This window comes from Paenibacillus sp. FSL R5-0470 (genome assembly GCF_037975205.1).
Classification (GTDB): Bacteria; Bacillota; Bacilli; order Paenibacillales; family Paenibacillaceae; genus Paenibacillus_AQ.
The window spans coordinates 5,746,678-5,773,505 of record NZ_CP150238.1 but is presented as its reverse complement, the minus strand read 5'-3'; the positions used below and the strand labels follow the sequence as shown (position 1 = coordinate 5,773,505).

At 43.5% G+C, this 26,828-nt stretch carries 29 protein-coding genes and 1 riboswitch; of the genes, 22 read left to right on the top strand and 7 right to left on the bottom strand.

What is annotated here, in order from left to right:
- The first annotated feature begins 89 nt into the window (after nucleotides 1-89).
- The 10 genes from MKY99_RS25510 to MKY99_RS25465 all read left to right on the top strand — a co-directional run bounded on the left by MKY99_RS25510 (nucleotide 90) and on the right by MKY99_RS25465 (nucleotide 10,465).
- Complete coding sequence (locus tag MKY99_RS25510; protein WP_339271791.1) at nucleotides 90-2,189, top strand: penicillin-binding transpeptidase domain-containing protein; 2,100 nt, start codon at nucleotides 90-92, stop codon at nucleotides 2,187-2,189.
- Nucleotides 2,190-2,265: 76 nt separating this feature from the next.
- Nucleotides 2,266-3,021, top strand: coding sequence for a Cof-type HAD-IIB family hydrolase (locus MKY99_RS25505; protein WP_076285252.1), 756 nt, complete (start codon nucleotides 2,266-2,268; stop codon nucleotides 3,019-3,021).
- A 36-nt stretch (nucleotides 3,022-3,057) separates the two neighbouring features.
- Nucleotides 3,058-3,543, top strand: a complete 486-nt coding sequence (locus tag MKY99_RS25500) for a DUF456 family protein (protein WP_076285251.1) — start codon at nucleotides 3,058-3,060, stop codon at nucleotides 3,541-3,543.
- A 27-nt stretch (nucleotides 3,544-3,570) separates the two neighbouring features.
- Nucleotides 3,571-5,199 (top strand): polysaccharide biosynthesis protein, encoded by a 1,629-nt coding sequence (locus tag MKY99_RS25495; RefSeq protein ID WP_042191597.1) that lies wholly within the window; start codon nucleotides 3,571-3,573, stop codon nucleotides 5,197-5,199.
- Between the two features lie 78 nt (nucleotides 5,200-5,277).
- The gene (locus MKY99_RS25490) at nucleotides 5,278-5,622 is read left to right on the top strand and encodes a thioredoxin family protein (protein WP_042194485.1); all 345 of its coding nucleotides are present in this window, start codon (nucleotides 5,278-5,280) and stop codon (nucleotides 5,620-5,622) included.
- Between the two features lie 89 nt (nucleotides 5,623-5,711).
- Nucleotides 5,712-6,689: a heme A synthase gene (locus MKY99_RS25485; RefSeq protein WP_042191594.1), complete on the top strand. Its 978-nt coding sequence runs from the start codon at nucleotides 5,712-5,714 to the stop codon at nucleotides 6,687-6,689.
- A gap of 109 nt (nucleotides 6,690-6,798) precedes the next feature.
- Complete coding sequence (locus MKY99_RS25480) at nucleotides 6,799-7,533, top strand: Cthe_2314 family HEPN domain-containing protein (protein ID WP_042191592.1); 735 nt, start codon at nucleotides 6,799-6,801, stop codon at nucleotides 7,531-7,533.
- Nucleotides 7,534-7,633: 100 nt separating this feature from the next.
- Nucleotides 7,634-7,773: riboswitch (SAM riboswitch) on the top strand.
- Between the two features lie 100 nt (nucleotides 7,774-7,873).
- Nucleotides 7,874-8,890, top strand: coding sequence for a methionine ABC transporter ATP-binding protein (locus tag MKY99_RS25475; RefSeq protein ID WP_339267032.1), 1,017 nt, complete (start codon nucleotides 7,874-7,876; stop codon nucleotides 8,888-8,890).
- On the top strand, nucleotides 8,890-9,549 hold the full coding sequence (locus MKY99_RS25470) for a methionine ABC transporter permease (RefSeq protein WP_042191587.1): 660 nt from the start codon (nucleotides 8,890-8,892) through the stop codon (nucleotides 9,547-9,549). Before MKY99_RS25475 ends, MKY99_RS25470 begins: the two co-directional genes overlap by 1 nt.
- 58 nt (nucleotides 9,550-9,607) lie before the next feature.
- Nucleotides 9,608-10,465 (top strand): MetQ/NlpA family ABC transporter substrate-binding protein, encoded by an 858-nt coding sequence (locus MKY99_RS25465; RefSeq protein WP_042191585.1) that lies wholly within the window; start codon nucleotides 9,608-9,610, stop codon nucleotides 10,463-10,465.
- 155 nt (nucleotides 10,466-10,620) lie between these two features.
- Here MKY99_RS25465 and MKY99_RS25460 read toward each other — a convergent pair whose 3' ends face one another.
- A complete protein-coding gene (locus MKY99_RS25460; RefSeq protein ID WP_042130899.1) occupies nucleotides 10,621-10,869 on the bottom strand; it encodes a NifU family protein in 249 nt (82 codons plus the stop codon).
- Nucleotides 10,870-10,950: 81 nt separating this feature from the next.
- Here MKY99_RS25460 and MKY99_RS25455 point away from each other — a divergent pair, with 81 nt between their 5' ends.
- Nucleotides 10,951-11,205 (top strand): YuzB family protein, encoded by a 255-nt coding sequence (locus tag MKY99_RS25455; protein ID WP_339267028.1) that lies wholly within the window; start codon nucleotides 10,951-10,953, stop codon nucleotides 11,203-11,205.
- 68 nt (nucleotides 11,206-11,273) lie between these two features.
- Here the strand turns inward: MKY99_RS25455 and MKY99_RS25450 are convergent, their stop codons facing one another.
- Nucleotides 11,274-12,335: an FAD-dependent oxidoreductase gene (locus MKY99_RS25450; protein ID WP_339267026.1), complete on the bottom strand. Its 1,062-nt coding sequence runs from the start codon at nucleotides 12,333-12,335 to the stop codon at nucleotides 11,274-11,276.
- 49 nt (nucleotides 12,336-12,384) lie between these two features.
- Entirely contained in the window at nucleotides 12,385-13,491 is a 1,107-nt protein-coding gene (gene mqnE / locus MKY99_RS25445) for an aminofutalosine synthase MqnE (protein ID WP_076285245.1), read from the bottom strand.
- 372 nt (nucleotides 13,492-13,863) lie between these two features.
- Between mqnE and MKY99_RS25440 the strand changes: the two genes are divergently transcribed.
- Together MKY99_RS25440 and MKY99_RS25435 are read left to right on the top strand one after the other, a co-directional pair.
- Nucleotides 13,864-14,223, top strand: coding sequence for an iron-sulfur cluster assembly accessory protein (locus tag MKY99_RS25440; RefSeq protein ID WP_339267024.1), 360 nt, complete (start codon nucleotides 13,864-13,866; stop codon nucleotides 14,221-14,223).
- A gap of 101 nt (nucleotides 14,224-14,324) precedes the next feature.
- A complete protein-coding gene (locus tag MKY99_RS25435; RefSeq protein WP_076285244.1) occupies nucleotides 14,325-14,777 on the top strand; it encodes a GNAT family N-acetyltransferase in 453 nt (150 codons plus the stop codon).
- A gap of 66 nt (nucleotides 14,778-14,843) precedes the next feature.
- On the opposite strand, the gene MKY99_RS25430 is transcribed toward MKY99_RS25435, so the two are convergent.
- Nucleotides 14,844-15,053, bottom strand: coding sequence for a hypothetical protein (locus MKY99_RS25430; protein WP_042191571.1), 210 nt, complete (start codon nucleotides 15,051-15,053; stop codon nucleotides 14,844-14,846).
- Nucleotides 15,054-15,384: 331 nt separating this feature from the next.
- Here MKY99_RS25430 and MKY99_RS25425 point away from each other — a divergent pair, with 331 nt between their 5' ends.
- Nucleotides 15,385-16,047 (top strand): YheC/YheD family protein, encoded by a 663-nt coding sequence (locus tag MKY99_RS25425; protein WP_042191569.1) that lies wholly within the window; start codon nucleotides 15,385-15,387, stop codon nucleotides 16,045-16,047.
- A 314-nt stretch (nucleotides 16,048-16,361) separates the two neighbouring features.
- Nucleotides 16,362-16,505 (top strand): sporulation histidine kinase inhibitor Sda, encoded by a 144-nt coding sequence (sda, locus tag MKY99_RS25420; RefSeq protein ID WP_036685584.1) that lies wholly within the window; start codon nucleotides 16,362-16,364, stop codon nucleotides 16,503-16,505.
- 131 nt (nucleotides 16,506-16,636) lie between these two features.
- Here the strand turns inward: sda and MKY99_RS25415 are convergent, their stop codons facing one another.
- The gene (locus tag MKY99_RS25415; protein WP_042130891.1) at nucleotides 16,637-17,638 is read right to left on the bottom strand and encodes an NAD(P)/FAD-dependent oxidoreductase; all 1,002 of its coding nucleotides are present in this window, start codon (nucleotides 17,636-17,638) and stop codon (nucleotides 16,637-16,639) included.
- Nucleotides 17,639-17,942: 304 nt separating this feature from the next.
- Here MKY99_RS25415 and MKY99_RS25410 point away from each other — a divergent pair, with 304 nt between their 5' ends.
- Nucleotides 17,943-19,136, top strand: a complete 1,194-nt coding sequence (locus MKY99_RS25410; RefSeq protein WP_042130890.1) for an NAD(P)/FAD-dependent oxidoreductase — start codon at nucleotides 17,943-17,945, stop codon at nucleotides 19,134-19,136.
- Between the two features lies 1 nt (nucleotide 19,137).
- A complete protein-coding gene (locus MKY99_RS25405; protein ID WP_339267022.1) occupies nucleotides 19,138-19,416 on the top strand; it encodes a hypothetical protein in 279 nt (92 codons plus the stop codon).
- A 53-nt stretch (nucleotides 19,417-19,469) separates the two neighbouring features.
- Here the strand turns inward: MKY99_RS25405 and hemQ are convergent, their stop codons facing one another.
- On the bottom strand, nucleotides 19,470-20,222 hold the full coding sequence (hemQ, locus tag MKY99_RS25400; RefSeq protein WP_042191564.1) for a hydrogen peroxide-dependent heme synthase: 753 nt from the start codon (nucleotides 20,220-20,222) through the stop codon (nucleotides 19,470-19,472).
- A gap of 415 nt (nucleotides 20,223-20,637) precedes the next feature.
- Here hemQ and MKY99_RS25395 point away from each other — a divergent pair, with 415 nt between their 5' ends.
- The 3 genes from MKY99_RS25395 (at nucleotide 20,638) to dnaI (ending at nucleotide 23,740) form a co-directional block, all read left to right on the top strand.
- Nucleotides 20,638-20,934 carry a YuiB family protein gene (locus MKY99_RS25395; protein ID WP_042130887.1) on the top strand — a complete coding sequence of 99 codons (297 nt, stop codon included), beginning with the start codon at nucleotides 20,638-20,640 and terminating at the stop codon, nucleotides 20,932-20,934.
- Between the two features lie 292 nt (nucleotides 20,935-21,226).
- Nucleotides 21,227-22,765 (top strand): DnaD domain protein, encoded by a 1,539-nt coding sequence (locus tag MKY99_RS25390; protein ID WP_042191562.1) that lies wholly within the window; start codon nucleotides 21,227-21,229, stop codon nucleotides 22,763-22,765.
- Nucleotides 22,766-22,783: 18 nt separating this feature from the next.
- Entirely contained in the window at nucleotides 22,784-23,740 is a 957-nt protein-coding gene (gene dnaI, locus MKY99_RS25385) for a primosomal protein DnaI (RefSeq protein ID WP_339267019.1), read from the top strand.
- 165 nt (nucleotides 23,741-23,905) lie between these two features.
- Here dnaI and MKY99_RS25380 read toward each other — a convergent pair whose 3' ends face one another.
- Entirely contained in the window at nucleotides 23,906-24,061 is a 156-nt protein-coding gene (locus MKY99_RS25380; RefSeq protein WP_143759540.1) for a YqzM family protein, read from the bottom strand.
- A gap of 358 nt (nucleotides 24,062-24,419) precedes the next feature.
- Between MKY99_RS25380 and trxA the strand changes: the two genes are divergently transcribed.
- Together trxA and uvrC are read left to right on the top strand one after the other, a co-directional pair.
- Nucleotides 24,420-24,737, top strand: coding sequence for a thioredoxin (trxA, locus tag MKY99_RS25375; protein WP_042130884.1), 318 nt, complete (start codon nucleotides 24,420-24,422; stop codon nucleotides 24,735-24,737).
- A 121-nt stretch (nucleotides 24,738-24,858) separates the two neighbouring features.
- Complete coding sequence (gene uvrC / locus MKY99_RS25370; protein ID WP_339267016.1) at nucleotides 24,859-26,811, top strand: excinuclease ABC subunit UvrC; 1,953 nt, start codon at nucleotides 24,859-24,861, stop codon at nucleotides 26,809-26,811.
- The last annotated feature ends 17 nt before the right edge of the window (nucleotides 26,812-26,828 follow it).

Sequence of the window (26,828 nt, the reverse complement as noted above, 5' to 3'; positions counted from 1 at the left end):
TTTATGATGGAAACAGGATATCGGTATGGTAGTGGAACATTGAAATTGAAATTGATTTTTTGAACGAAAGGGGTTCATATTAATTGAGAATGTTTCGTAAGCAAAGCTCGTCTTCTGACGATAGTTATAGTAAAAGCTCCATAGGCCTGCGACTCAATGTGTTTTTCTTTAGCACGTTTGTTATATTTTGCATAATTATTATACGCCTGGCTGTGTTGCAATTCGTGGAAGGACCAACTTTAACTGAAGTGGAAACAAGCAGAGATACCAAAAATGTACCCCTTGCATCCATGAGAGGTGTAATTTATGCTGCTGAAGGTGAGAAGTTAGCGTACTCTACGCCGGTTCAATCGCTGTATATTACGCTCAATAAGGAGTATACCGCTAAGCAAACAGATAAAATGACCGGTAAAACTACCCTGACTCCAGAGGCTAAAGCCAAGTCAGATGCATTGGCAGCCAAGCTGGTAGCTGATTTCAATAAATATGGTGATCCAAAAGCTGAGAAGATGACAGAAGAAGAAGTGATAGAGGCACTGGATTTATATTTCCGTAAATCACTTGGCTTTATGGCACGGCGAATTAAGGCTGACCTGACTACTCAGGAAGTAGCCTATTTCATGGAACATAAGGGTGACTACCCAGGCCTTGAAATTGTCGAGGAAAGCATTCGTCATTACGATAAAGATACGGTTGCCGTACAGACGATAGGTTATATCAAGCCATTTAAATCAGCAAACAGTCTTAATATTTATAAGAATATCTTAAATGCTATGAAGAACAATCCGGAGCCAGGACTAACTTACAAAGACGACGAATTTGTCGGATTTGATGGCCTGGAGCTGCAGTACCAGAGAGAGCTTCGGGGACAAAATGGCTATCAGGAAATCTCCGTCAATCCGCAGAACATGGCAGAGAAAGTCGAACGTGTAGTCCCTCCTGTGAAAGGCAATGACGTCTGGACAACCATTAATAAGAATATTCAGATGAAGACTGAGCAGGCGATTATGGATCAGATTAAGTGGCTGCATTCCAATCCTGTACAGGGAAAAACGCATCCTAATGCTTTAACTGGTTACGCTGTAGCAATGGAAGTCGACACGGGGAATATCGTTAGCATGGCGAGTATGCCGGACTACGATACGAATATATGGACATCTGGCTCCTTGTCCACAGATGTCTGGAACAGTATTATGGACAACTATCAGAACGGTACTATTAATCCGATTTCTTCAGGAACTTCTGGGAATGGATTAAGATCTGTGCTGCTTCTTGGTTCAACGATTAAACCTTTGAGTGTACTCGTGGGTCTAAATGAAGGATTATTCTCACCATCAACCAACTATCCGGATAGAGGGTTTGCAACTTTTGGTAAAACAGGTCATGAAACTAAGGTAAGAAACTCTGGAGGACATGTGTATGGACCTTTGTATCCAGCAGATGCGATTGAGGTATCCTCTAATGCGTTCATGGTTGATATGGTCGGTAAAAGATTGTATGAGAAGTATAAAAGCAAGGGGATAGATGTCTGGGATAAGTATATGAAAGAGTTTGGCCTTGGTGTATCCACGGGAAGTGGTCTGCCAAATGAATTCTTAGGACAGATTAACTATACCAATATAGAGGCTGCGGGTAGTGCCCAAGCGGCGCTTGTGTATGCTTCTTTCGGCCAACAAGGTAGCTATACGGTGTTGCAGCTTGCGCAATACGTAGCTACACTTGCTAATGAGGGAGAGCGTATTAAACCTCAGCTGGTTAGTAAGATTACAGATTCTGACGGAAAAGTAGTCAAGGAGTTCGGTCGTGAAGTGCTAAATAAAGTAACATCCTTCGATAAATCCTACTGGAAAGCAATACAACGTGGTATGAATAGTAAAGTTTCGGCTTTTTCTGATTTCCCTTATGATTTTGCTCGTAAGACGGGAACATCTCAACAAGTGGCAAAAGGTCAAATTCGCGATAACGGTGTATTTATTGCCTATGCCCCACGAAATAATCCTAAGCTGGCAGTAGCCGTAGTTATTCCAGAAGGAGGCTTTGGTTCCCAGAGTGCCGCGCCGGTCGCACGTAAAATTTTTGATGCTTATGATTGGGAATATGGACTTGATGGCGTTCCGAAGAAGAGTCTACAGTCAGGTAATAATACGAATGATCCTGCGAATGAAGGAACGACTACAGGTACTCAGTAACTTGACTCTAAGGTGAATAATGATTAAAAAATAAACAGCTGCTCTATTGAGAGCATAAAAGAATGGAGGGGTGGCAATGACTGCCAAATACCGCCTGCTTGCTTTGGATATGGATGGAACCCTACTGAATGATGAACAGATTATTACACCTACAACGGTGAAATGGCTTCAAAAGGCGGTCGACGCAGGCGTTCATGTCTGTCTGTCGACAGGCCGAGCTTTTACAAGTGCATTTCCATATGCAGAGCAGCTTGGACTAGAAACACCTATGATTACTGTGAACGGTAGTGAGATATGGCGAGCACCACATGAAATTTATCGGCGATCACTGATGGATCCTATGCTGGTACAACAAATGTATGAACTTGCTAAAGAAGATGACATCTGGTTCTGGGCCTATTCTACGGAAAAAGTCCACAAACAGGATAACTGGGATGGGGATGTAACGGGCAGAGAATGGCTTAAATTCGGTTATCACACTGAAGATGATGAGCTTCGTCATAAGCTGCTGCTTCGTCTTCAAGATATGGGTGGATTGGAGATTACGAACTCCTCTCCACATAACCTGGAGATTAACCCTCTAGGAGTGAATAAAGCAGCCGGAATCATGGAAGTCTGTAAGCTGCTAGGACTAGACATGTCCCAAGTTATAGCGGTTGGTGACAGCCTCAATGACCTTGCAGCGATTCAGCAGTCAGGGCTTGGGGTTGCCATGGGCAACGCTCAGGAGACGGTTAAAGAAGAGGCTGACGTTGTGGTGGCTTCTAATAATAATGATGGAATTGCAGAAGTCATTCAAAAATACATTTTTAATGAAGCAATTGCGAAGTGAATCCATAGAGCATATTTGCTATTAGGAGGTTAAGTGTTGACGATCCTGGGTTGGATTCTTATTATTGCTTTATTTGCCGTAGGGCTAGCGGGGGCTGTGTACCCTATACTGCCGGGTGCGCTTGCGATTTATCTTGCCTTTTTCGTATATGGCTGGTTCTTTTCTTTCGAGCCTTTTGGTGTCTGGTTCTGGATCATTCAAACGCTGATCGTTGTAGTTTTATTTATTGCTGATTACGTTGTAGGGGCGTGGGGCGTTAAGAAATTTGGCGGCTCACGTTCATCGATTATCGGGAGTACAATTGGGCTAATCATTGGTCCTTTTGTAATCCCAGCCTTTGGACTTATTATTGGTCCGTTTCTGGGTGCCTTTATAGGAGAATTGATCGTAGGTTCTTCACCAGCTAAAGCTGCCAAAGTAAGTGTAGGATCAATACTTGGGTTGTTTAGTAGTACTGTTGTCAAAATTGTGCTACAAATTATTATGGTCGTCCTCTTTTTTATATGGGTCGTCCGGTTTTAATTTTAACAGTGAAGAAGGGGAAATGGTTTGTCCAAGAAAGAGTCTTTCGTAAAAGGCACGCTTATCCTTGCTGCTGCAGCTTTGGTGGCAAGGGTACTCGGGCTTGTTCAGCGGGTGCCGCTGGATCATATTTTTGATGATGTGGGGAGAGCATCATTTGGGGTATCGAACAATATCTATTTAATGCTGCTCACCGTGGCTACAGCAGGTATTCCAAGTACGCTCAGTAAAATGGTCTCCGAGCGGTACGCTCTGAATCGTCCTGAAGAGGCGAGACAAGTGTATCATGCAGCATTGCTATTTTCAGTAGCAGCAGGGGTAATCATGACGGCCTTGCTGTACATAGGCGCTCCGTTCTATGCGACACATATTGCTGATGTACCTGAATCAGCGATGGCAGTTAGGGCTATTGCACCTGCGCTTTTACTTTTTCCGGCAATTGCCATGATGCGTGGATATTTTCAAGGACGCAACAACATGATGGCTGGTGGTATTTCACAGATTGTAGAGCAGTTCGCTCGCGTACTAGTCGCTATTTTACTAGCTTATATTCTATTACAGCAGGGGTATAACAATACAACTATAGCTGCGGGAGCATCCTTCGGTAGCGTAATTGGTAGTATTGCAGCATTTGGTGTCATGATTTATTTTGCAATCAAGCTGCGCCGAGAGGATAAACAGCAAGGATTAAATTACAATACCACTCAAAAATTGCCGATTTGGGGAATTTACAAAGATATTTTCACACTATCAATTCCGATCGTGCTCTCTTCACTTACGATTCCCGTAGTGAATGTGATTGATACTTCTTTGGCTGTTCCACTGCTTATTGATCAGATGGGTAGAGAGAGTGCAACAGCAGCTTTGGGTATACTAACCACGCGTGCTCAAAGTGTGGCCGGAATTCCGCCGGTACTAGCCATTGCGCTAGGTACCTCGCTGATTCCGATCATTTCAGCTGCCTATGCCCGTCGTGATGAGGGACACTTGAAGAAGCAAATTACACTTGCTTTGCGGATTTCTATCCTAACAGGGATGCCAATTGTGTTGGCACTTGTGGCAGCAGCCTATTCTGTAAACGGGTTATTGTTCAGCAGCTTGGACGGAAGCGGAATTGTGGCGATGCTTACGATTGGAACGATCTTTCAGATCACCATGATGACAACGAACTCCATCTTGCTCGGTATGGGCAAATCACGCATTTCAATGTATTATGTCCTAGTGGGTATTATTGTTAAATTAGTCGCAAGCTTCTTACTAAGTAAGATATTTGGGATCTACGGGATTATCGGCGCAACAGCACTTTGTTTCGTAGTTATTACTATTCTTAACTTACGGATGCTGAAATCCATTGTACCTTTCGAAATTATGGGTAAACGGTGGGGCGGCTTCGCAATTGCGGTTCTGGTGTCCGGTGGTATTGGTTTTGGACTTAACCAAGCTGGAATTCTGTTAACAGATCTAATGCCTGCACGTCTGGCATTTCTGATCACTTGTCTTGTTGTAGGGGCCGCAGTTGTTGTTATTTATCTGGTCATGCTAATTGTACTGGGTGTGCTTACTAAACAGGAAATCTCCAGTTATCCGCGTGCATTGCAAAAATTGCTCCATCCGCTGATGAAATTGCAGCCTGCGCGTGTTCGTATGAGAGAATAAGTTTGACTTCTGCATGACATTTTGCTTCACTTAAAGAATAGAAATTTGACAGATATGGAAGAAAGGACTGAACAAGCTATGGACAAAATTAGTTCTCCTGCTGAATTTCAGGTAGCCATTCAATCTCCTCGATTAACTGTAGCCATCTTCAAGGCGGACTGGTGCTCGGATTGTAAATTTATCGATCCTTTTATTCCTGAGGTAGAGCAAGCCTATGCAGATCGTCTAACGCTGGTTGAGGTTGACGTTGATGCTGTGGGTGACGTTAGTCAGGAACAAAATATTATGGGTATTCCAAGCTTTGTCGCGTATTCCGATGGACGTGAATTGGTTAGATTCGTTAATAAATTACGTAAATCCCGCGAGGAAATTGAGAATTTCCTGGATAAAGCGGTTCAAGTGCATCAAAGCCTTCAACAGTAATTCCGGAAAACCACCGCTTTCGCCTGTTCGAGCAAAAGCGGTGGTTTTTTAAGATGCTTCTTCATTACTAAAAACTGCGGGTGATATTTTTGTCGACAAATCAGTTGAAATGGCTTAGTTATCTTACTTGCCTTATCATGTTCCTCGCTGTACTAGGGGGAGCGGTTGTAACGAAGACTGGATCGGGATTGGAATGTGGAAATGAATGGCCGCTCTGTCATGGGAAATTGATTCCGGCCTATACTGTAGGTTCGATGATTGAATACACCCATCGCTTGTTTAGCGGATTGGCAGGGTTATTGTCACTTGCCTCGATGATTGCCTTTTGGCGTTATGCTCGAAATCGGCGGGACTTGTTAGTATATGCATTCATGACGTTGCTGTTTGTAATTGTTCAAGGTGGTATGGGAGCGCTTGCAGTGATTAAATCCCAATCTGCTGCTGTAATGGCACTACATATGGGCTTTTCTTTGATCGCTTTTTCAAGTTCTCTAATGCTGGCTCTAGGAACTAAAAGGCGACATGAAGCAGGTGAGTACGATCCTAAGATGGAGCTTCAGAAGCAACCCGTCAGTAAGGCTTTCCGCAATTTAACCTGCTTTACGGCCTTTTATTCCTATGTTGTTGTTTATATTGGAGCCTTTGTTAGTCATACGGATTCGCGCGGTGGATGTTCTGGCTGGCCGCTCTGTAACGGTGAATGGGTTCCCGAGCTTTCCGGGGGAGTAGGTATTGTTTTTACGCACCGGATTGCGGCTTTGATCTTATTCATTCTTACTGCGGTGCTTGGACATTTAGCTTTTTGGAAACATAAGGATTACCCAGAGCTAAGAGCTCTTGGCGTAGCGGCTGTTCTGCTGTGCTTGATGCAGGTATTTAGTGGTGCTGCTGTTGTTTACACACTTGATAATGAAAGATTGTACATATTTGCCGCTTTGGCTCATATTTTGTTGATCGCTAGTTTGTTTGGTGTCTTATGTTATATGAGTGTAAGAGTCTGGCAGCTGAATCGTGCGAGAAATGTCGTTGTTGAAAAAAATCCAACGAATCCAATGACACCGTTGTAACAACCTTGGTAGAAAGTTCCCACCGTGGATAGAGTCGCTTTACCTGCGGAATAATAAAGTGGAAATCGGTATATCGTGGTGCTGGACAAAACTTTAGGAGGACTGGGATATGCTGCGGGTTATACTTGGAGAGCCGCCTCGAAAGAACAGCGGTGTATTGGCTGACGCGATGGAGAACATGGCCACATTTGCAGCCTTACTGCGCAAGGAAATGAACGCTCATGAGGATAATGACCATGAATACCGCAAGCTGGAGATTTGGACACGTGGACTGATCTCCTCATTGGATGAATTGGAGCAAAGCTGGTTCGCAGCTGCTTTTTACCGGAAATCGGTAATCGCTGGTTATATGGACGATATGTCACCAGTGGAACAAGGCGATTATGCGCGGTATGTTTATTTTTATAAAGATGGATTTATTCGTGTGTTCTCTCTTCTGGACAAGCTTGGAACGGTACTGAATCATTTTTATGACCTCAAAACCTCCAAATTAAAAACGCACTTTTCTTATTTTACAGTACTGCGTCAACTTCAGTTATTGAATGTGCATCCTGCGCTAGCAGATCAATTGGAACAGATCAAGAACTCTTATCGTGATCCACTGGAGAATCTACGCAAGCGCAGAAATGCTGAAATTCATTATATGAATTCCGAAATGCAGGATGATTTATGGCAGCGACATCAAGGCTTGCATGACAAAATTCAGCTTGAGGATTTAGATAGCCATCTTGAGGATTTAAAGCAGTCCCTTGAAATGAACTGTAAAACATTAATCGCGGCATTCAGCTACAGCAATGAACAGCTGCGTAAGGAAATCAGCAAGGCAAAGCGTGTACAATCCTAAGCGTTCAAGATATTTCCTTTTGACAAAAAACAAGAAACTTACTATACTTATGCTTGCATTAAAGTCTGTACGAATTCAAACATAAAATTTCATACTCTATATCTTATCGAGAGTGGCGGAGGGATAGGCCCGATGAAGCCCGGCAACCGATTTGTATACAGCGCGATTAGCGTTTTGTACAAATGTCATGGTGCTAATTCCTACAATGACGCAAGGTTTGTGGTCGTTGGCAGATGAGAAGGCATTGTCTAAATAAACACACAGAGCCTCTTGCGATCTGCATCGATCGTCGGAGGTTTTTTTGTATGGAATAAGTGAATTATAAAGGGGGCGACGAGCGTTGATTAATCTAAAAGGAATAACAAAGGTATATGGAAAAGGCAGCCATGCGGCTACAGCACTTTCCGGATTGAATTTGTCTATCGAAAAAGGTGAAATATTCGGAGTTATTGGCCATTCTGGAGCGGGGAAAAGTACATTGATCCGTTGCATTAATCTGTTGGAGCGTCCGACAGAAGGGGAAGTATGGGTAGATGGCATTGAACTAACCAAGCTTACTCAAGGTCAGCTGCAGGAACAGCGGCGCAAGATAGGAATGATTTTTCAACATTTCAATCTGCTATCTTCTGCGACTGTATATGATAATATTGCTTTTCCTCTACGACTCACAGGTACCTCGAGAGCAGATATTGATGCAAAAGTGAAAGAACTGCTTGCTCTAGTTGGGCTTGAAGAACACCAGGATAAGTATCCGTCTCAATTATCAGGAGGACAAAAGCAACGAGTCGGCATCGCTCGGGCACTTGCCAGCGACCCTGATGTGCTGCTGTGTGACGAGGCAACCTCTGCGCTTGATCCACAAACGACAGACTCTATTCTTAAGCTATTGCTCGATATTAATAAACGGTTCCATCTGACTATTGTGCTGATCACTCACGAAATGCACGTGATTCAGAGCATTTGCGACCGTGTTGCGGTCATTCATGGTGGTGGTATCGTTGAGCAAGGTAAAGTCACGGAGGTATTCCTGAAGCCGCAGCATGAGGTCACTCGCGATTTCATTCGCAGTGAATCACAGAATGAGGGACCCCTTCGTACGGCGCTTGACGCTGCTGCTGGGGACAACTCTCAGGCCGTCAAAATTACTTTTTTCGGAGAGAAGACCTACGGCTCTGCACTTTCCAATGTAGTACGTGAGACAGGTGTTAGCTTCGCCATTCTGCATGGTACCATCTCAACGATAAAAGACGTACCTTATGGACAAATGATTGTTCGGTTCGAAGGTCCAGCTGAAGCGATCGCTGTGACGATAGCCGAACTAACCGCTCAAGGCCTTGAAGTGGAGGTGATTTCGTAATGAATTTCGCAGACTTAAACTGGCAAGAAATGATGGATGCTACAGTTGCTACCTTGCAAATGTTAATATTCTCTGGATTGTTCACAATTATTCTTGGTTTACCACTCGGAATTCTATTGTATTTATGGGGAAGATCGAATAGTATAGTAATCAGAGTAATTTACTCGGTCTTATCATTCTTTGTAAACATCTTGCGTTCCGTACCGTTTATCATTTTGATGGTGGCTTTAATTCCTTTTAGCAAAACCATCGTTGGAACCTCCATTGGAGTACTTGGTACGATTCCACCGCTCGTGATTGGTGCAGCTCCATTCTTTGCTCGCTTGGTGGAAACGGCATTAAGAGAAGTGGATCGTGGAGTAATCGAAGCGGCGCAAGGGATGGGAGCATCCACGAATCAGATCGTTATGCGTGTTCTTTTGCCAGAGGCTCGTCCAGGTCTGCTCGCTGGGGTTACGATCACACTGGTTACACTGGTCTCCTATACGGCAATGTCCGGGATGGTAGGCGGCGGCGGGCTAGGGGATCTAGCGATTCGTTACGGATATTACCGATATGAGAAGGAAGTTATGATTATCTCTGTAGTCTTAATGGTCATACTGGTGCAACTGCTACAAATGGCCGGTGATCGACTAGTACGACATTTCACACGGAAATAAGGTACGTCCATATATAGCCTTATTCATACAAATACCAAGGATAAGAGGGGGATTTAAAATGAAAAAATTACTACTTACTTTTTTTAGTCTGACACTGGTTGTGGTGCTGGCTGCTTGCGGCAATAACAATAATGCTTCTAACTCGGCTGCTACTAATGCACCAAAAGATGGTGCTGCAACTGAGTCATCTGCAGAACCTGTAAAATTGGTGGTTGGTGCTTCACCTGTTCCACACGCTGAGATCCTAAAAGCTATTGCTCCATTGCTTGAAGCGCAAGGAATTAAATTAGAAATCAAAGAATTCACTGACTATGTTCAACCAAACGTTCAGCTTTCAGAGAAGAATCTGGATGCTAACTTCTTCCAACATCAACCTTACCTGGATGACCAGAATCAAAAGAACGGTTCGGATCTAGTTTCTGTTACAGCCGTTCACGTTGAACCTTTTGGTGCTTATTCCAAAAAAATCAAATCCATCGACGAGCTGGCTGATGGTGCGAAAGTTGCCATCCCGAATGATGCTACAAACGGTGGTCGTGCACTGATCCTGCTTGCCAAAAATGGACTGATTTCTTTGAAAGATGATACCAACATCACATCTACCCAAGCAGATATCACTGAAAATAAGAAAAACCTTAAAATCATCGAGCTAGATGCAGCAATGTTAGGTCGTCAATTGGATGAAGTAGATCTTGCCTTGATTAACACTAACTATGCTTTGGAAGCTAACCTAGTTCCTACTAAAGATGCTTTGTTCATTGAGGGTACGGATTCCCCTTACGCTAACATCCTGGTAGCTCGTCCTGACAATAAAGATTCTGATGCAATCAAAAAGCTTGCCGCTGCACTGAATTCTCCAGAAGCTAAAGCTTTTATTGAAGAGCAGTACAAAGGCTCGATCATTCCAGCATTTTAAGACAGAAAGCTAACTTAATCTCTAATACAGCATAAAACCCGCTGCCTAACGGCAAGCGGGTTTTATGCTGTATGTTGTAGGGGAAGTGTAAATCCTCTATAATAAGAAAATCCCGATCTCCTGAAGAGGAGGATCGGGAATGATATTGAATGGGATTAGAATACTTGCATAACTTCTTGTACGCCTTCTACTTCTTCAAGAAGGGCGCGTTCAATCCCGGCTTTCAAGGTGATCGTGGAGCTTGGGCAGCTGCCGCAGGCACCCATAAGTTTCAACTTAACGATGCCGTCTTCTACATCGACCAGTTCAACGTCGCCGCCATCGCGTTGCAGGAACGGACGAAGCTTATCCAGCACTTCCAATACTTCATCATACATTTCGGTGCTTTGTGCATTCTCACTCATTTCTCAATCACTCCTTTCATAAGTTCATTATAGTACAAAAAGTTAAAAAATAAAATGGTTAGGCGGAATAGGGAGATCATCATGAGACCAATTATTGAATTTTGTGCCAGTAACATGGGTCACGGAACAGACAAGCTAATGCATAAGCTGGAGGAAAATCCAGATTACGATGTGATCGAATACGGATGCCTGAACAATTGTGGGGAATGTTATTTAACTCCCTTTGCCATGGTTGAAGGTGACATCGTTGCTGCAGATACGGTTGTCGAGCTAGAAGAGAAAATTGATGCTAAAATCAAAGAGCTAGAGGCTTGGTTCAACATGGACCTTGACTAAATGCTTTTTGTGGAAAATAAAGGGCTGCTCTTTTCCGTTATAAATACGGAAAAGAGCAGCCCTTGGGTTTATCCTAAAGTGCGTTTTGACATCCAGAGCACCCCGCTCTTAAGGATACGGGGAACCCGTCCTTTGACGGAGCGTTGGCCCATCAGACCAAATCCAGCTTTCTTGCCTAGTGAGCCTAAGGTACCCTTTAGACGAATAGGATGAAGCTTAGGGGTCTCGCCGCGCCACATGGCTTGAATAACCTGAGCAACCTGCTCACCCTGCGCTCCTGCGGCTTGTGCGCTTGGAGCGAATGGCAGGCTGGCACAGTCGCCAATTACATACACTTCTGGATAATCAGGTACACGATAATATTCATCCAGAATGATTCGTCCTCCGCGATCCTTCGGGACTGTTAATTCCTGAACAACCTTCACCGGTTGGATCCCCGCGGTCCATACCGTAACATCTGAAAGAATTTCCTCTGTACCGTTAAAAAGCGCATCTTTCTCTACATGGGATACGGAGACACGTCCAAGTGTCTGGACTTGATGGTGGTGAAACCATTCCTCCACGTACTGTGACAGCTTCGCAGGGAAGGCAGATAAGACACGTTCACCGCGATCCAGAATAGCAATATTAAGATCTGGTCGGCTCTCCCGAAGCTCTGCCGCCAATTCCACTCCACTTAGTCCTCCGCCTACAATGTTTATAGTTCCATAAGGCTTCACATCGTTTAAACGTTGGTAAGTTTCGCGTGTCCCTGCAAAGGTCTGGATACTGCAAGTATATTGATCAGCTCCAGGGATGTTATGGTAATTGTCGGTACAACCTAGTGCAATGGCAAGTATGTCATAAGACACAGTCTCGTCAGGCTCCATTGTAACGATTCTACTCTCCAAATCAATGGAACTCACCTCACCGTAACGGATAGTGAGACGGGGATGAACCGGAAACTGGATCCGCAAGTGATAGTCAGTTACTGTACCTGCGGCAAGCGCATAATATTCCGTTTTGATTCCTTGATAAGGCATTCGGTCAATTAAGATAATTTCAATATCCTGTGGAAGGTGATTATTGAGCAATTCTTGAATTAGGGCCAAGCCGCCATAGCCGCCGCCCAGAACGAGTAGTTTTCTCATGCTGACCGAACTTCCTTTCCAATATAGGATAACGGATCTAGGTAGTCGTTTATTCGTATACCTTTATCGCATTGTAGAACGTGTCGCGTTCTACTGGAATTCGTCCAGCACCTTTTACTAACCAGATCAATTCATCGCGAGTGAGGCCTTCAGGTGTTAAGGCACCAGCCGCATGGCTAATGCGTTCTTTAAGAATAGTACCATGGACGTCAGAAGCACCGAAGTTCAGTGCAACTTGAGTAAGCTGAGGACCGATATTAATAAAGTACGCTTTGATGTGATCGAAATTATCCAGCATCAATCTGCTGATCGCAATCGTCTTCAGATCCTCATAAGCGGAGTTGCGGCGCATAATCCCTGCATTCTTGTTCTTAGGCTGCATAGATAATGGAATGAATACCATAAAGCCATTGGTTTCATCCTGTAGATCGCGGATCTGCATCATGTGCCGGATACGATCTTCATGAGATTCAATCGAACCGTAAAGCATAGTTGTATGTGTCTTCATGCCAAGCTGATGTGCTGTTCGGTGAACTTCCAGATATTCTTCCACATTAGCCTTATCTACACGCATTTTTTTACGGTATTGATCGGATAATATTTCTGCGCCGCCACCAGTAAGTGTCTTAAGTCCTGCAGCACGCAGCTGCTCGAGTACCTCACGAATACTCAATCCGCTAATTCGGGTGAAAAAATCGATTTCGGCTGCAGTGTATGCTTTTAAGGTTACCTCAGGGAAACGTTCATTCAAGGCTTTTAAAGAATCCACGTAATACTGGAAAGGAACCTTGTCATTATGACCGCCTACGATATGGAATTCGCGCACACCTGGATGAATATGCTGTTCGACATATTGCACCATTTCCTGACCGGAAAGGGTATAAGCACCCTCTTCTCCATCATCTTTGCGGAAATTGCAGAATGCACAGTGAGATTCGCAAACATTGGTGAAATATAGACTCATGTTTTCGATAAAATATACCCTGTTGTTGTTCTTTGCAAGATTGACTTCATTTGCTAATTGGCCAATCGTAAGTAGGTCGTTACTCTGATATAAATAAACGCCATCTTCTAAATTCAATCTTTCGCCGCCGCGAACTTTTTCAATAATGTTCATCATTCGGGCGTCTGTTTGGGGGGTGAAAAGAGTAGACATATTATGAATTCCTCCTGAAAGTTTTACGGGGTCCATTGCCCGCAGATAATTCCCAGACTTACCCAGATGGTAGCTGTTCATTCATGAAAATAAACCGGAGGTTTAGCCTCCGTGACAAATTTCCGAATTTTTACTTATGTTTGCCTTCCTTATTATAAACCTCTCTTATAAGGGGATCAACAGCTGGATATGGATGGTTTATTTTGGTGTGATAGGTCAAGCATAAGGCAGTTGTGACTTGAGGGTAATGGAATAGTGGGTTATACTGAATTTATTAAGTATATATTTTTAAAAAAGTAACTTTTGGCCGGAAGGTCTCTTAAACATAAGTTTTTCTTATGAAGTGAATCTAATTTATAGGAGGATATGATCATGATTAATATTAGCGAAAAGGCAGCAGAACAACTGAAGGCGATGCTTGCTGAACAAGAAGTGCCGAACATGTTCCTCCGTATTGGAGTAACGCCCGGCGGTTGCAGTGGATTCTCATACGCTATGGGCTTTGATGATAATGAAAGCGATGAGGATGTATATATGGACATCCAAGAAATGAAGGTTGTCGTGGAGAAAGAGAATCTTCGTTACCTTGATGGTCTCGAAATTGATTTTGAAGAATCCGGCATGACAGGTGGCTTCACCATTAATAACCCGAACGCTACTGCAACCTGTGGCTGTGGCTCAAGCTTCCGTACAGCTACGGATGCGGGAAAACCGAACGAAGAGCCTTGCTAATCGCGACGTTACGCCTTCAAGCCCCATGTTGAGTTCTACAACACGGGCTTGGAGGCTTTTTTTATTCTCAATGACAAAAGTCATCACAAGGAGCTCTAAGCATGCTAATTAGGAAATTAAACGCAGAAGAACAACCACCCTTACATTTGTTGTTATTAGCCGATCCTTCCCTAAGTCTTGTTGAAGCGTATTTAAAAAGAGGGCAATGTTTTGTAGCTGAAGTGGAGAATTGCATTATAGGTGTCTATGTTTTGCTACAAACGAGACCTGAGACAGTGGAGCTAGTAAATATAGCCGTTGATGAGAATCAGCAAAGTAAAGGGATAGGAAAGCAGTTGGTCTATCATGCGATTCAGAATGCGAGATTACTTGGTGCGAAGACGATTGAAGTGGGTACGGGGAATTCTAGTGTAGGACAACTGGCTCTTTATCAGAAATGTGGATTTAGAATTACCGGAATCGATAGAGATTTTTTTATCAGACATTATAGTGAAGAGATTGTTGAAAATGGGATCAAGGTAGTGGATATGATCCGTCTTACGCTAGATATATGAGTGACATACAAACAAAAGCCCTCCGATGGATTCCTCGAGAGGGCTTTTGTTTGTTCCTGCGTACAATTAGGCTGGAATAATAAACTTGTAATTAATCATAAACACGATGAGCCCTGCGGCTCCAAGGGAAAAGGCAATACAACCAGCACCCAGTGCTCTGCGTCTGTCTTTAATGAATTTAAAGCCAATAGCGCAGATCAGTATAGTCGTTCCAGCCAATACGATGGACATCCCAAGCATGGCCACCCAATATAATACCTCGAAAAACTGAGCCATTCCGAGCCCTCCCCGCGCTGTTTTTTAGCGAGCCTCTAGTTCATTATTTATATAGTAGGAATTGAAAATGTAACCGCTATTAATAATACAACGATTTTGAAGATTATTCTAGTTATAGTGAACTCATCCATTGCGATTTAGATGTCGAATGTTCAGAAATGAGGTTCTACAAAATCTGCAATCTAACCTGCGAGGTTGAGAATGTTGTCGATACAAGCTCTAAGCCCTTTTTGCTAAGAGCTTCCTCCTACACGGACAATCATACAAGAGGGTGGGGCCTTTTCTGAGTAATGTATAGGGTAGGCTGGAATGTGAAAGGAGGGAAAGGACGATGTCGGGAAGACAATTGGCTAGCAAATGGTTGAAGACAGAAGCATTGCTCAGTGACGCGAGGGTTTCTCATTATATACCAATGACGAGGGTGTATTCGGCTGACTCACTGTTAGCCATGCTCCGGAGATACGGAAATGTTGTTATTAAACCAATAGTTGGCGGTGGAGGCTACGGTGTAATTAAAGTGTTTCGGGATAGTCGAGGTTATGGATTTACTTATATGGACAGAACTCGAATTTACAAGGACTTTAGATCCATGAGACGAGCGCTTCATTTCGTCAAGGTTAGACGTAAATATTTGATTCAACAGGGGATTTCCCTCGCCAGAATTGGTGGGCGTCCTATTGATTATCGGGTCAAAGTAGTGAGAAATGGCGGTGTTTGGGAGTTTCGCTCTATGGTGGGAAGATTGGCCCGGCCTGGCCTGTTCGTAACTAATTTATGTAAAGGAGGCACGATGCTTTCTTGTCGAGAAGGACTTCGCAGATCCTTGCCTCGAATTAAAGCCTCAGCGAAGAAAGCAGAAATGCGCAGGCTAACGCTCGTATGTATCGAACTGATGGAGCGGCATTTCCCTGGAATAGGCGAACTGGGTTTTGATTACGCCGTGGATTATTCAGGCAAAATATGGATTCTGGAGGTTAATACAAGACCTCAGTAAATTAACAAAAATTTTAGAATTGACGATAATAGAGTAGTAAGATAAAATTGCGTTTAGTTGCGTTCTTTTGGGGTAAATTATATTGTAATTTATTTACAATAAAAATATATTTTTAGCTGTATACAAGTGGTTCAGTCCTGTGTATAACTATTATCCCCATATTCCACTGTGCAGTTATCACCTTTGTAACGCTTACGCACATATTATACACAGGATTTCCACATGTACTTGTGGATAACACGAACGCTTGTTCGAAAAATGATAGTTTGATATGATAGATTCAGATCCAAATACAGGAAAGGTAGATGAACGTTATGGTTGAATTGTCCGATGAGATGCTTCTAGACTCTTACCATAGAGCGATAGAACTGCAACTAGAGCATGATTTCATCGCTCTTCTACTCGTTGAGATTCGCAAACGAAACTTACACTCTCCAGTTCATGCGGTTCTTCATTAAAAGAGCGCAAAGTATACCTTTGTAGCTGGCTACATATAAATAAACCGCGAGTCACAAACATAAAAGGGTATCCTGATAGGCTAGTATTGATAGGCCTGTCAGAATACCCTTTTTTATTGTGGTAGATAGAATTAGAGTTTCATATTACTACTGTGTCCTGGTGAAAGCTTGGCTTCCGGATCGATGTAGACTTTTGCATTATTCACAGCCGTTGGGGCTTCGCCGAATCCTACAGCAATTAGCTTCAGCTTACCTGGATATGTGGTTATATCGCCGGCTGCAAAGATTCCCGGAATACTCGTTTCCATACGTGAGTCAACGACAATGGAGTTCCCTTCAATATCGATACCCCACTCTGCAATGGGTCCCAGAGAGGAAACAAATCCGAAATTGACGATTACACTGTCGACTTCGATTTCTTGTGTTTCCTTGGTCTTGATATGAGATAAGGTAACCTTAGTAATAAACTCGTCACCATGCAGTTCTGTAATTTCAGTAGGTGTAATTACGTTAACTTTGGAAGCCATCAGATTCTCTACGCTGTGCTCATGCGCACGGAATTTATCCCGGCGGTGAATCAGGGTTACTTGCTCCGCGATCGGTTCCAGCATTAGTGCCCAGTCTACTGCGGAATCTCCACCACCGCTAATCAGAACTTTTTTATCTTTAAAGGCATTTAAATCATTTACAAAATAATGAAGGTTGGCTTTTTCAAACCGTCCTGCGTCTGGCAGTTCTAAACGACGAGGTTCAAAAGCGCCTACGCCAGCTGTAATGATAATAGCTTTACTGTGATATTCTGCTACATCAGTTGTAACTACAAAATGGCGTTCGTCCCGTTTCTGAACAGAAATTACTTTCTCCTCCAGCCGGATATTCGATTGGAACATATCCATTTGCCGTGTCAGGTTGTCAACCAATTCTTGTGCAGTTACTTTTGGAAAACCTGCTACATCATAAATGTATTTTTCAGGATAAAGTGCAGCAAGTTGTCCTCCCAATTGGGGCATACTTTCAATAAGTGTTACGGATGCCTGACGCATCCCACCGTAAAATGCGGCAAACATGCCAGCTGGACCGCCACCTATGATTAAAAGGTCGCTCATAGGAACGCCGGATTGCTCTTGTGTCACGGGATATTACACCTCCGAGTTGATATATTCATTTTGCCATACTTGTATTCTTTCTTATTATAAACATTGTGACACATACCTGCAAAGAAAGACTTTAGAACACAATAAGAATGTGACGTTTTTTAGTATTTTAATGTTTGATTAATAGTACACTAAGGTTTACAATGGATATGGTCAATTTAGAAATCCTTTAAGTTTGATTGGAATTTCTTCTAAATATAAGTGTATAAATTCACAAAAAGGACCGTACATTGTTTCAATAAAAAATACAAAGACAGATTTACCTCTTGGAAGGAGCCGGAACATGAGTAGTATTCCCAAAATCGTAATCTTAGGCGCGGGCTATGGGGGTATTTTGACCGCACAGCGCTTACAGAAGGCTTTGAACTATAATGAAGCGGATGTCACGCTCGTAAACCGTCACGAGTACCACTATTTTACTACCCATCTACATATGCCTGCCGCGGGTACAGATAGTATTGAACACACTCGGGTGTCTATTTCTAAACTAATCGATGAATTTAAGATCGATCTCGTTAAGTCATCTGTTCAGGAAATTCGTACCCAGCAGAAAAAGATTATTTTGGAGGATGGTACTCTTTCGTATGACTATCTCGTCATTGCTTTGGGCGGAGAGCCTGAAACATTCGGTATTCCAGGACTTGATAAATACGCACTGACGATCCGGAGCATCAACTCCGTTCGTTTGATTCGTGAACATATTGAGTATCAATTTGCCAAATATAAGAACGAGAACAATGCTCAGGAGCATATTAATTTCGTAGTCGGTGGTGCCGGCTTTAGTGGAATTGAATTTGTGGCCGAATTAGCTGACCGCATCCCTGGGTTGTGCAAAGAATTTGACGTTGATCCAAGCATGGTAAATATATATAACATAGAAGCTGCTCCAACAGCTCTGCCTGGATTTGCTCCTGAACTTGTTGAGTATGCGATGAACTTGCTCACTAAGAAGGGTGTTACATTCAAGATGGGCGTTGCGATCAAGGAATGTCTACCAAACGGTGTAATTCTGGCATCAGGCGAAGAGATTAAGGCTTCTACAATTGTCTGGACAGGCGGAATTCGAGGAAACCGTCTGATTGAAGCTGCAGGATTTGAAGCTATGCGTGGACGTGTGAAAGTAGATGAATATTTACGTGCACCAGGCCAAGACAATATCTTCATTATTGGAGACGGCTCCTTGATGATTAACCCAGAAGGGCGTCCTTATCCGCCAACGGCACAAATTGCTATGCAACAGGGAGAGTGCTGTGCACATAATTTGGTGGCTGCGATCCGTAATCAACAACCCAAGAAATTCGCATTCAGCAATAAAGGAACAGTAGCTTCTCTAGGTAAGGGTCAAGGGATTGCTGTAGTTGGCAGCAAAACTTACAAGGGTTGGACTGCAGCTCAATTGAAAAAAGTTGTGGATATGCGCTATTTGTTCATTATCGGTGGGATTCCGCTGGTTCTGAAAAAAGGAAGATTCTTATAAGATGCGTCACTGCAGCGTGCAGGTGCGTGGATTGCTGACCCGAGAAGAATTGGACCGATATAACGGACTGATTGAGGTTGGATCTTATCTGGAGGATCAGAATCAGTACGATCTAGCGTATGTTGTTCAAAAGGAAATTGATCTGCTCATTCTCCCTGGCATTGAACGCTTAAAGGAAAAAGGGCGAGCACGTGACAGGGCTACGGCTGAATATTTGGAAAGTCTGCGTGATGATGAAGATGACAGCGAAGAGGATGAGGAAGTAGGAACTTCGTTATAGCATTTAAAAAGGGTGAGTCTCCATAAAGATCTGGAGACTCACCCTTTTTATTATTACAATTTAAGCATTTCTTCAAAAGAATCCTCAGTCAGCAGGTTGCCGACATAGAAAGGTCCGAATTCGCCGTAGCGAGCACTGACTTCGTCAAAGCGCATTTCGTAAACCAGCTTCTTGAATTGCAGCGGATCTTCAGCGAACAGGGTTACGCCCCATTCCCAATCATCAAAACCTACGGAGCCGGTGATAATTTGTTTCACCTTACCCGCATAACCACGTCCGATTAATCCGTGAGAAGCCATCAGCTCCCGACGTTTATCCATATCAAGCATATACCAGTTATCGGCGAGCTCGCGTTTCTTGTTCATTGGATAGAAGCAAATATGCTTCGCTTGCGGCAAAACAGGTTTTAGACGTGCGATAACATGCGGATTCTGCATAGGATCACTACCATCGCTGCCCCCCGCAAGGTAATTGCTTAATTCAACAATACTTACGTAGGAATAGGCTTTAGTTGTATATTGAGCGAAAGCGATTTTGTTAAAGGCCGTCTCAAGCTGGTTCAAATCTTCCAAGCTTTCGCGCAAGAACATCATTACGAAATCGGCCTTCTGGCCAACGATGGAATATACCGCGGAGCTGCCTTGTTTGGCTTCTTCGACAGGACTCCATTCTTGCATAAAAGCATGTAGTTCTTCCAGAGCAACGGCACGTTCTTCATCATCTGCTGCCGTCCATGCGGTCCAGTTCAGTGAGCGGAAGTCATGCAATGCATACCAGCCTTCCAGTGTCATAGCGGCTTCGTTCATGATCTCACTCCTTAAAAGTTTTACGAAGCATAGGCTCCGCTTGAATAACGTCGCGTAAAACTTGCATCGGAAGCATACGCTTTGTTTTACGAAGCATAGGCTCCGCTTGAAATAACATCGCGTAAAACTAACATCGGAAGCATACGCTTAGTTTTACGAAGCATAGGCTCCGCTTGAAATAACATCGCGTAAAACTAGCTACGAAGCTCCTGCATCATAGACTATGTATGATTTATTAATCTATATGCATTGTATCGCAATCAAGTTGCTTAGAGCAAATGATGACATTCCGTTGTAAGAGTATTAGACCTAATTTTGAATAAAGTTCATTGCTTCGTGACATTTTTTCTAGTAAACTTACTACTAGCTCGTATAAGATGTGCGCTTCTTTATAGAAAGGGGTAGTGACGGTAAGATGGGGTTTATTCCAGTGTTTATCCTAACCGTTTTATTCTTTGTGATGATGTTTGGTATTGGATTTATTCTTAACATGTTAATGAAGACAACCTGGTTTCCCGCTTATCTATTCGTACTTATTATTCTACCCGTCGTAGTCTATTCCATTTGGGATAGAAGCGCGATGTCGCTCTGGGAGCATCTCTCCAGTTTCCACTTTGTTGATTACTTAACTGGTGTCGCTGGTCTTGCAGGTGCTATATTGAGTGGATGGACCATTCAAAAACTGCGCTTTGGCGGTTACAAGATGTTTTAAAGATTTAATCGGAAGACCTGCGGCTCTGATGTGAGAGTCGTTTTTTTGAACATATAAGCTTTTAGTTCTACGCTAAGAATCAATTTTGAAATTCAGCGAGAAACGGAACCTTCCTCTTCCAGAGGACAGTGAAGCCGTTTCTTCTTGTTTAATAGAGGTAGATAATCGTATGAAAAAGCTGATTATATAGCGAAAAGAGTCGGAATTGGTAGTTTATTTACATTTCCGGCAACGTTTTTTATGATAGAATAGAATCCTGTATGAATTCGTGAAAACAAGGGGGTATCCGTAGATGCGCATGAGTAACTTACATCATTTCACCGAACATCATCGGTACTGCGTTTCCCGCGAATTTGGTCTTAGTGTTATAGATGGACGTATGCTTAGCTCTGTGTATCAGCCTATGGTAGGAGCTTTTGCAATCAGTTTCTATCGCTTGCTGGTTGAACATGTACCAGCAGATAGCATTGGCTATTCTGGAGTGGAGCAACAGCGCAGATTATTTATGACGCTAGGCGTTGAACCAAATGAGAAAGGCCGCAAATATTTAATAGATCAGGCTTCCCGTTTAGAAGCGGTAGGTCTGCTACAGACCTGTCGAATCTATGTGCCGGAAACCGATGATTACTTATATGAATATGAGCTTATGCCGCCGCTATCGCCAGCTGACTTTTTTGCCACTCAGCATTTGACGTTGCTGTTACGCGATAAAATCGGCAAATTTGCTGTGCTGTCCTTACGGGAACAATTCTGGAATCGAGAGCCAGAAGAATGGAGTCGCAGATCCATAGGCAAAGAGAATATCTCCGTGCCTTTTTATGATATTTTTCAACTTAATACACATGTCATTGATTATGAGCTGGAGCAGGCACTTGCAGAAGTAGCCACTGTGCGTCAGCCTGGTATGCGTGAATCTGGAGAACAAGCGATTGGATATAGTGATATTATTTTGCGTTTTCCAAGGGAATCCGTGAACCGGGCTCATGTAGAAAAACTGCGTTTTGACCATACTCAAATGGGTGTTATTAACTATGTAGCTCATAAGTACGAACTCAGTCCGCAGGATTTATGTCGTCTGCTGGATGAAGATGGCGTGTTCTCACCGGATGGCGAGGTTATTCTGGATGCACTGCAATATAAAGCGAGCCAGCATTTCAGGCAGGATATGAAACGACAAGAAAAGCGTGAAGTTGCTGCTGCTAAGGTTGTTTCCATCCGTTCCAGTGCCTCTGAAGAGAATGATGATTCTATAGCACCACCGGAGCAATCTGTAGAGATGGAGTATTATGTAGAAGTACCACCACAATTTTTGTCCAAATGTGACATCCACCAATATAATATGATGCTGCGGAACGAACCTTATACGCGGCTGCTTCAAACTTTTTTCCCAGGTGCAGTACCCAGTCATTTGATGGATATGTTCGAGAAAATAGATTTGAACTATAAGCTAAGCGGTGAAGTAATCAATGTACTTATTCATTATTTAATGACTATGGTAGCCTCAGGTGGAGAACAGCGAATGAACCGCAATTTTGTGGAGGCTATCGCTTCCAATATGCTGGTTAAACAGGTGAACACCTACGAAAAGGCTGTAAAATATATCAGGGATCAGTCCAAAGTGAAAGGCAAGGGAGCTACAACTAACACGGCGGCAGGATCTCGATCACGTTCATATGCTAAAAATACAGGTCGATCCGCTAAACCGGAAATTCCGATTGTGCTGGACGATGGAAGTGCCGGAACGGTATCGGAAGAGGAATTCGCGGCGATGATGAAGAAAGCTGCAGAAATTAAAGCCAACAAGAAAAAAGGCGTTTCCCAAGCGCCGTAATGAAAGAGAGGTGGAACTATGGAGTCTATGGGCGATGTGCTTCGTTCGATTAACAATCCAACTCTACGGCAGCGTCAACGCGATCTTGAACAGGAGTTATTCAATCATCCGCTTGTGAAGGCATTACAGTCTGAACATCCTGAGTTAGATGATTCGCGACTGCGGCTTCATATGAGCCGCCTGTATCAATATCTAGAGGAAAGCCGCCACTGTGCGAACTGTCCGGGTCTAGAGAAATGTCCGAATGATTTCCCTGGTCACTTTAGCAAACTTACGGTCGAGAGCGTGAATGGTTCGGCGGACTTATATGAGCGCAAGACGGCATGCCGGCTTAAAGTGGCACAGGATAATCAGGATAGCATCCGCAAACGTATCCGTAGCTTTTATGTGGACGAGCGTGTGCTCAATGGCGGTTATGATGAAATAGATATTATGGGCAAGGATCCACGCCGGGTCTCTGCTGTTAATAAAATATTTGATTATATCACGAGCGTTAAAGAAGAGAGTCTGACCTCGCGCGGAATTTATCTACATGGGACTTTCGGAACAGGCAAAACATTTCTGATGTGTTACTTGCTTCATGAGCTTGCTGTTGCCGGCTATACTGGAGTTATCGTATATATGCCAGATTTTATCGAGGATTTGAAGTCGATCATGATGGACGGCCAGAAGATGAAGGAAACCGTAGATACGTTGAAAAACTGCGATTTACTTATTTTTGATGATATTGGTGCGGAGAACTTGAATCCATGGGCGCGTGATCATGTGCTTGGTGCGATTCTGAATTATCGGATGAACCGTAAGCCAACCTTCTATACCTCAAATTATCCGCTCGATGGTTTGGAGAAACATCTTAGCTTTACGAGCAAGGATGGCGAGGAGATTTATAAAGGTCAACGTTTGATGGATCGTATTGCTCCTTTTGTGGATGTTATTCCACTGCATGGGGAGAATCAACGGGGGACGATTAGATAAACTCGAAATATTCATAACCGTAACATTCAAAAGAGCAGCGATTCTCCTTTTATTAGAGGATCGTTGCTCTCTGTTTTTTCTTATTTACTCTCAAAAAAAGAAGCCGCCCCCTAAGTAGCATTCACTACTTTTGAGACGGCCTCTGTTTATATTGCGATGATTCCCTTACTCCGAAATGAACTTAATGATAACCATGCCGAAAAAGACAACGGTCATAAATGCAGTCATTCCGAAAAATCCATTCATTAAATCGCCTAGATCATTGCGGGGTTCTTCGTTGATATGTTCTCGTGGGTCCCGTGCTTGCGCGTTGACATCCATAGCTTCTGCCTCCTTACAGGGACAATGCCTGTATTGTTAAGATGCAAATTGAGTTGACCATTATGAAATAAGTCATTGACATTTAATGCGCTTTCTTAGAGTATACCGAAAGGCTGGGGAGATTGTAAAGAAAAGAGTAACATAAATAAAATTAGTTTGAGAGCAATATAATTGTATGTGATATATAACATATCCCTTAAAGATATGTTATACTGGAATTGTGTCGGTAAGTGGTAATTTGGTTATCATATTACATGAAACAATTTATTAACTTATATTTTCGGAGCAGCTTCCATAAACTAAGCTTTGGTTTAGAGTGGAGTAATGTTTCGTAAAACTTTAGAGGAGGAACAATATCATGGCTATCGTGAACGTGTCTGACCAAACCTTCAGTAACGAAGTGGAAGGTCAAGGTACTGTAGTAGTAGACTTCTGGGCTCCTTGGTGTGGTCCTTGTAAGATGATTGCTCCAATCTTGGACGAATTGTCCGCAGAACTGGGAGACAGCGTGAAGATTGCAAAATTGAATGTGGATGAGAATCCGGAAACGGCTTCCCGTTTTGGCGTGATGAGTATCCCAACCCTGATCTTCTTCAAAGACGGTCAACCGGTAGATAAAGTTGTGGGATTGAACTCCAAAGAATCCCTGAAAAATATCGTAGCTAAACATCAATAATTGTTAAATGCTACTGTTCGGGCCTCGGCCCTGCCGCTCAGCGCCTTCGGTTCATTCCGGAGGCGTTTTGTGTGCTGAATGCCAATTAATTATGGGTCCAATTTAGCTGGAGGGGATCATTTTGGACAATATCCGCAACAAACTGGCTCTATTACCCGACCTGCCTGGGTGCTATCTGATGAAGAATGAAGAAGGCACCATTATTTATGTGGGTAAGGCGAAGGTGCTTAAGAACCGGGTTCGCTCTTATTTTACAGGCAGTCATAATGGTAAAACTCAGCGTCTTGTCGCTAATATTGCAGATTTCGAATATATTGTTACGTCCAGTAACATGGAAGCGCTCATTCTCGAGTGCAATCTGATTAAGAAGCATATGCCGCGTTATAACGTACTTCTGAAGGACGATAAGACATTTCCTTATATCAAAATAACGAATGAAACTCACCCTCGGCTTGAAGTCACACGCCGGGTGATTAAAGATAAAGCAAAATATTTCGGCCCTTATCCTAATGGTTATGCTGCACAGCAAACGAAAAAGCTCCTCGATCGTATGTATCCGCTCCGTAAATGTGGCGTAATGCCAAAGGAAGTCTGTCTTTACTATCACATGGGCCAATGCTTGGCACCGTGTGAGAAGGAAGTGCAGAAGTCCGAGTATGAGCAGATTACGCAAGATATCGCTGCTTTTCTGAGCGGAGGTCATGATGCGGTTAAGAAGGATCTACAGCAGAAGATGCAGGAAGCTGCTGAGGAATTATATTTTGAACGGGCGAAGGAACTGCGGGATCAGATTATCCATATTGATGCATTGATGGAGAAACAAAAGATTAACACCACAGATACTAAGGATCGTGATGTATTTGGTTATGCGGTAGACAAGGGATGGATGTGTGTACAGATTCTGTACATGAGACAAGGGAAGATGATTCAGCGCCACTCCTCTGTCTTTCCGTTCTATGGGGAAGCCTACAGTGACTTTATGTCTTATGTGACGCAGTATTACAGTGATAATCCTGCTCTGCCGCAGGAGATTCTTCTGCCGGATGTGCTTGACGAGGAAGCAGTGGTTGATAAAGAAGCTAAACCGGCGATTGTCATTGCTGCTCCAGCCGAAGAAGATCTACAAAAGGGGGAAGATACCCCCGAATCGCCTGAAGAAGTTGAGGCCCGTGAAATGGCCGCTGCGGAAGCATCAGCAGCAGGTGTCGTTGATGCTGCAGGTGGCGCCTCTATTCTACAGGAGTGGCTCGGCACCAAAGTGCTAGTGCCACAGCGTGGCCTCAAGAAGCAGATGGTCGGTATGGCCTGCCAAAATGCTACAGTCGCAATCGACGAGAAGTTCCGGCTTATTGAACGAGATGAAGTACGTACCTCTGGTGCTGCAATGAGCTTAGGCGAGAGCTTGGGGCTCGAACGCTTAAGCCGGATCGAGGCGTTCGATAACTCGAATATTCAAGGGACTAATCCGGTTTCTGCAATGGTTGTCTTCATTGATGGCAAGCCCGCACGAAAAGAGTATCGTAAATATAAGGTTCGTACGGTGGTGGGTGCGGATGATTATGGAACGATGCGCGAGGTCATCCGGCGACGGTATGAACGGGTGCTGAAAGAGAACCTGCCGATACCAGATCTTATCGTAGTCGATGGTGGTAAAGGGCAGATATCCTCAGCTATTGATATTCTGGAGAACGAGCTGGGGTTATTCATTCCGGTCTGTGGTCTCGTCAAGGATGATAAGCATAAGACGGCTCAGCTTTTGGTTGGAGATCCGCCAGAACCTGTCGCTTTGGCTCGGGATAGTCAGGAATTTTATCTGTTGCAACGGATTCAGGATGAGGTGCATAGATTCGCCATCACCTTCCACCGTGAACAACGTGGGAAGTCCATGGTTACTTCTAAACTGGACTCCATACCAGGTATAGGCGAGAAGCGGCGCAAGGCGCTGCTTAAGCATTTCGGATCACTAAAGAAAATTAAAGAAGCCTCCATAGAGGATTTTAAATCACTTTCTATTGGCGAAAAGCTGGCTAGTCAAATTCTTGAGGCGCTCAAGGATGAAGAGCCAGCGACATAGGCATTCGAAATACTGGA

What these genes read in the sequence shown, in the direction of transcription:
- MKY99_RS25510 (WP_339271791.1), top strand. Translation starts at nt 90, where the DNA reads ATGTTTCGTAAGCAAAGCTCGTCTTCTGACGATAGTTATAGTAAAAGC.
- MKY99_RS25505 (WP_076285252.1), top strand. Translation starts at nt 2,266, where the DNA reads ATGACTGCCAAATACCGCCTGCTTGCTTTGGATATGGATGGAACCCTA.
- MKY99_RS25490 (WP_042194485.1), top strand. Translation starts at nt 5,278, where the DNA reads ATGGACAAAATTAGTTCTCCTGCTGAATTTCAGGTAGCCATTCAATCT.
- MKY99_RS25480 (WP_042191592.1), top strand. Translation starts at nt 6,799, where the DNA reads ATGCTGCGGGTTATACTTGGAGAGCCGCCTCGAAAGAACAGCGGTGTA.
- MKY99_RS25470 (WP_042191587.1), top strand. Translation starts at nt 8,890, where the DNA reads ATGAATTTCGCAGACTTAAACTGGCAAGAAATGATGGATGCTACAGTT.
- MKY99_RS25465 (WP_042191585.1), top strand. Translation starts at nt 9,608, where the DNA reads ATGAAAAAATTACTACTTACTTTTTTTAGTCTGACACTGGTTGTGGTG.
- MKY99_RS25460 (WP_042130899.1), bottom strand. Translation starts at nt 10,869, where the DNA reads ATGAGTGAGAATGCACAAAGCACCGAAATGTATGATGAAGTATTGGAA.
- MKY99_RS25455 (WP_339267028.1), top strand. Translation starts at nt 10,951, where the DNA reads ATGAGACCAATTATTGAATTTTGTGCCAGTAACATGGGTCACGGAACA.
- MKY99_RS25450 (WP_339267026.1), bottom strand. Translation starts at nt 12,335, where the DNA reads ATGAGAAAACTACTCGTTCTGGGCGGCGGCTATGGCGGCTTGGCCCTA.
- mqnE (WP_076285245.1), bottom strand. Translation starts at nt 13,491, where the DNA reads ATGTCTACTCTTTTCACCCCCCAAACAGACGCCCGAATGATGAACATT.
- MKY99_RS25440 (WP_339267024.1), top strand. Translation starts at nt 13,864, where the DNA reads ATGATTAATATTAGCGAAAAGGCAGCAGAACAACTGAAGGCGATGCTT.
- MKY99_RS25435 (WP_076285244.1), top strand. Translation starts at nt 14,325, where the DNA reads ATGCTAATTAGGAAATTAAACGCAGAAGAACAACCACCCTTACATTTG.
- MKY99_RS25430 (WP_042191571.1), bottom strand. Translation starts at nt 15,053, where the DNA reads ATGGCTCAGTTTTTCGAGGTATTATATTGGGTGGCCATGCTTGGGATG.
- MKY99_RS25425 (WP_042191569.1), top strand. Translation starts at nt 15,385, where the DNA reads ATGTCGGGAAGACAATTGGCTAGCAAATGGTTGAAGACAGAAGCATTG.
- sda (WP_036685584.1), top strand. Translation starts at nt 16,362, where the DNA reads ATGGTTGAATTGTCCGATGAGATGCTTCTAGACTCTTACCATAGAGCG.
- MKY99_RS25410 (WP_042130890.1), top strand. Translation starts at nt 17,943, where the DNA reads ATGAGTAGTATTCCCAAAATCGTAATCTTAGGCGCGGGCTATGGGGGT.
- MKY99_RS25405 (WP_339267022.1), top strand. Translation starts at nt 19,138, where the DNA reads ATGCGTCACTGCAGCGTGCAGGTGCGTGGATTGCTGACCCGAGAAGAA.
- hemQ (WP_042191564.1), bottom strand. Translation starts at nt 20,222, where the DNA reads ATGAACGAAGCCGCTATGACACTGGAAGGCTGGTATGCATTGCATGAC.
- MKY99_RS25395 (WP_042130887.1), top strand. Translation starts at nt 20,638, where the DNA reads ATGGGGTTTATTCCAGTGTTTATCCTAACCGTTTTATTCTTTGTGATG.
- MKY99_RS25390 (WP_042191562.1), top strand. Translation starts at nt 21,227, where the DNA reads ATGCGCATGAGTAACTTACATCATTTCACCGAACATCATCGGTACTGC.
- dnaI (WP_339267019.1), top strand. Translation starts at nt 22,784, where the DNA reads ATGGAGTCTATGGGCGATGTGCTTCGTTCGATTAACAATCCAACTCTA.
- MKY99_RS25380 (WP_143759540.1), bottom strand. Translation starts at nt 24,061, where the DNA reads ATGGATGTCAACGCGCAAGCACGGGACCCACGAGAACATATCAACGAA.
- trxA (WP_042130884.1), top strand. Translation starts at nt 24,420, where the DNA reads ATGGCTATCGTGAACGTGTCTGACCAAACCTTCAGTAACGAAGTGGAA.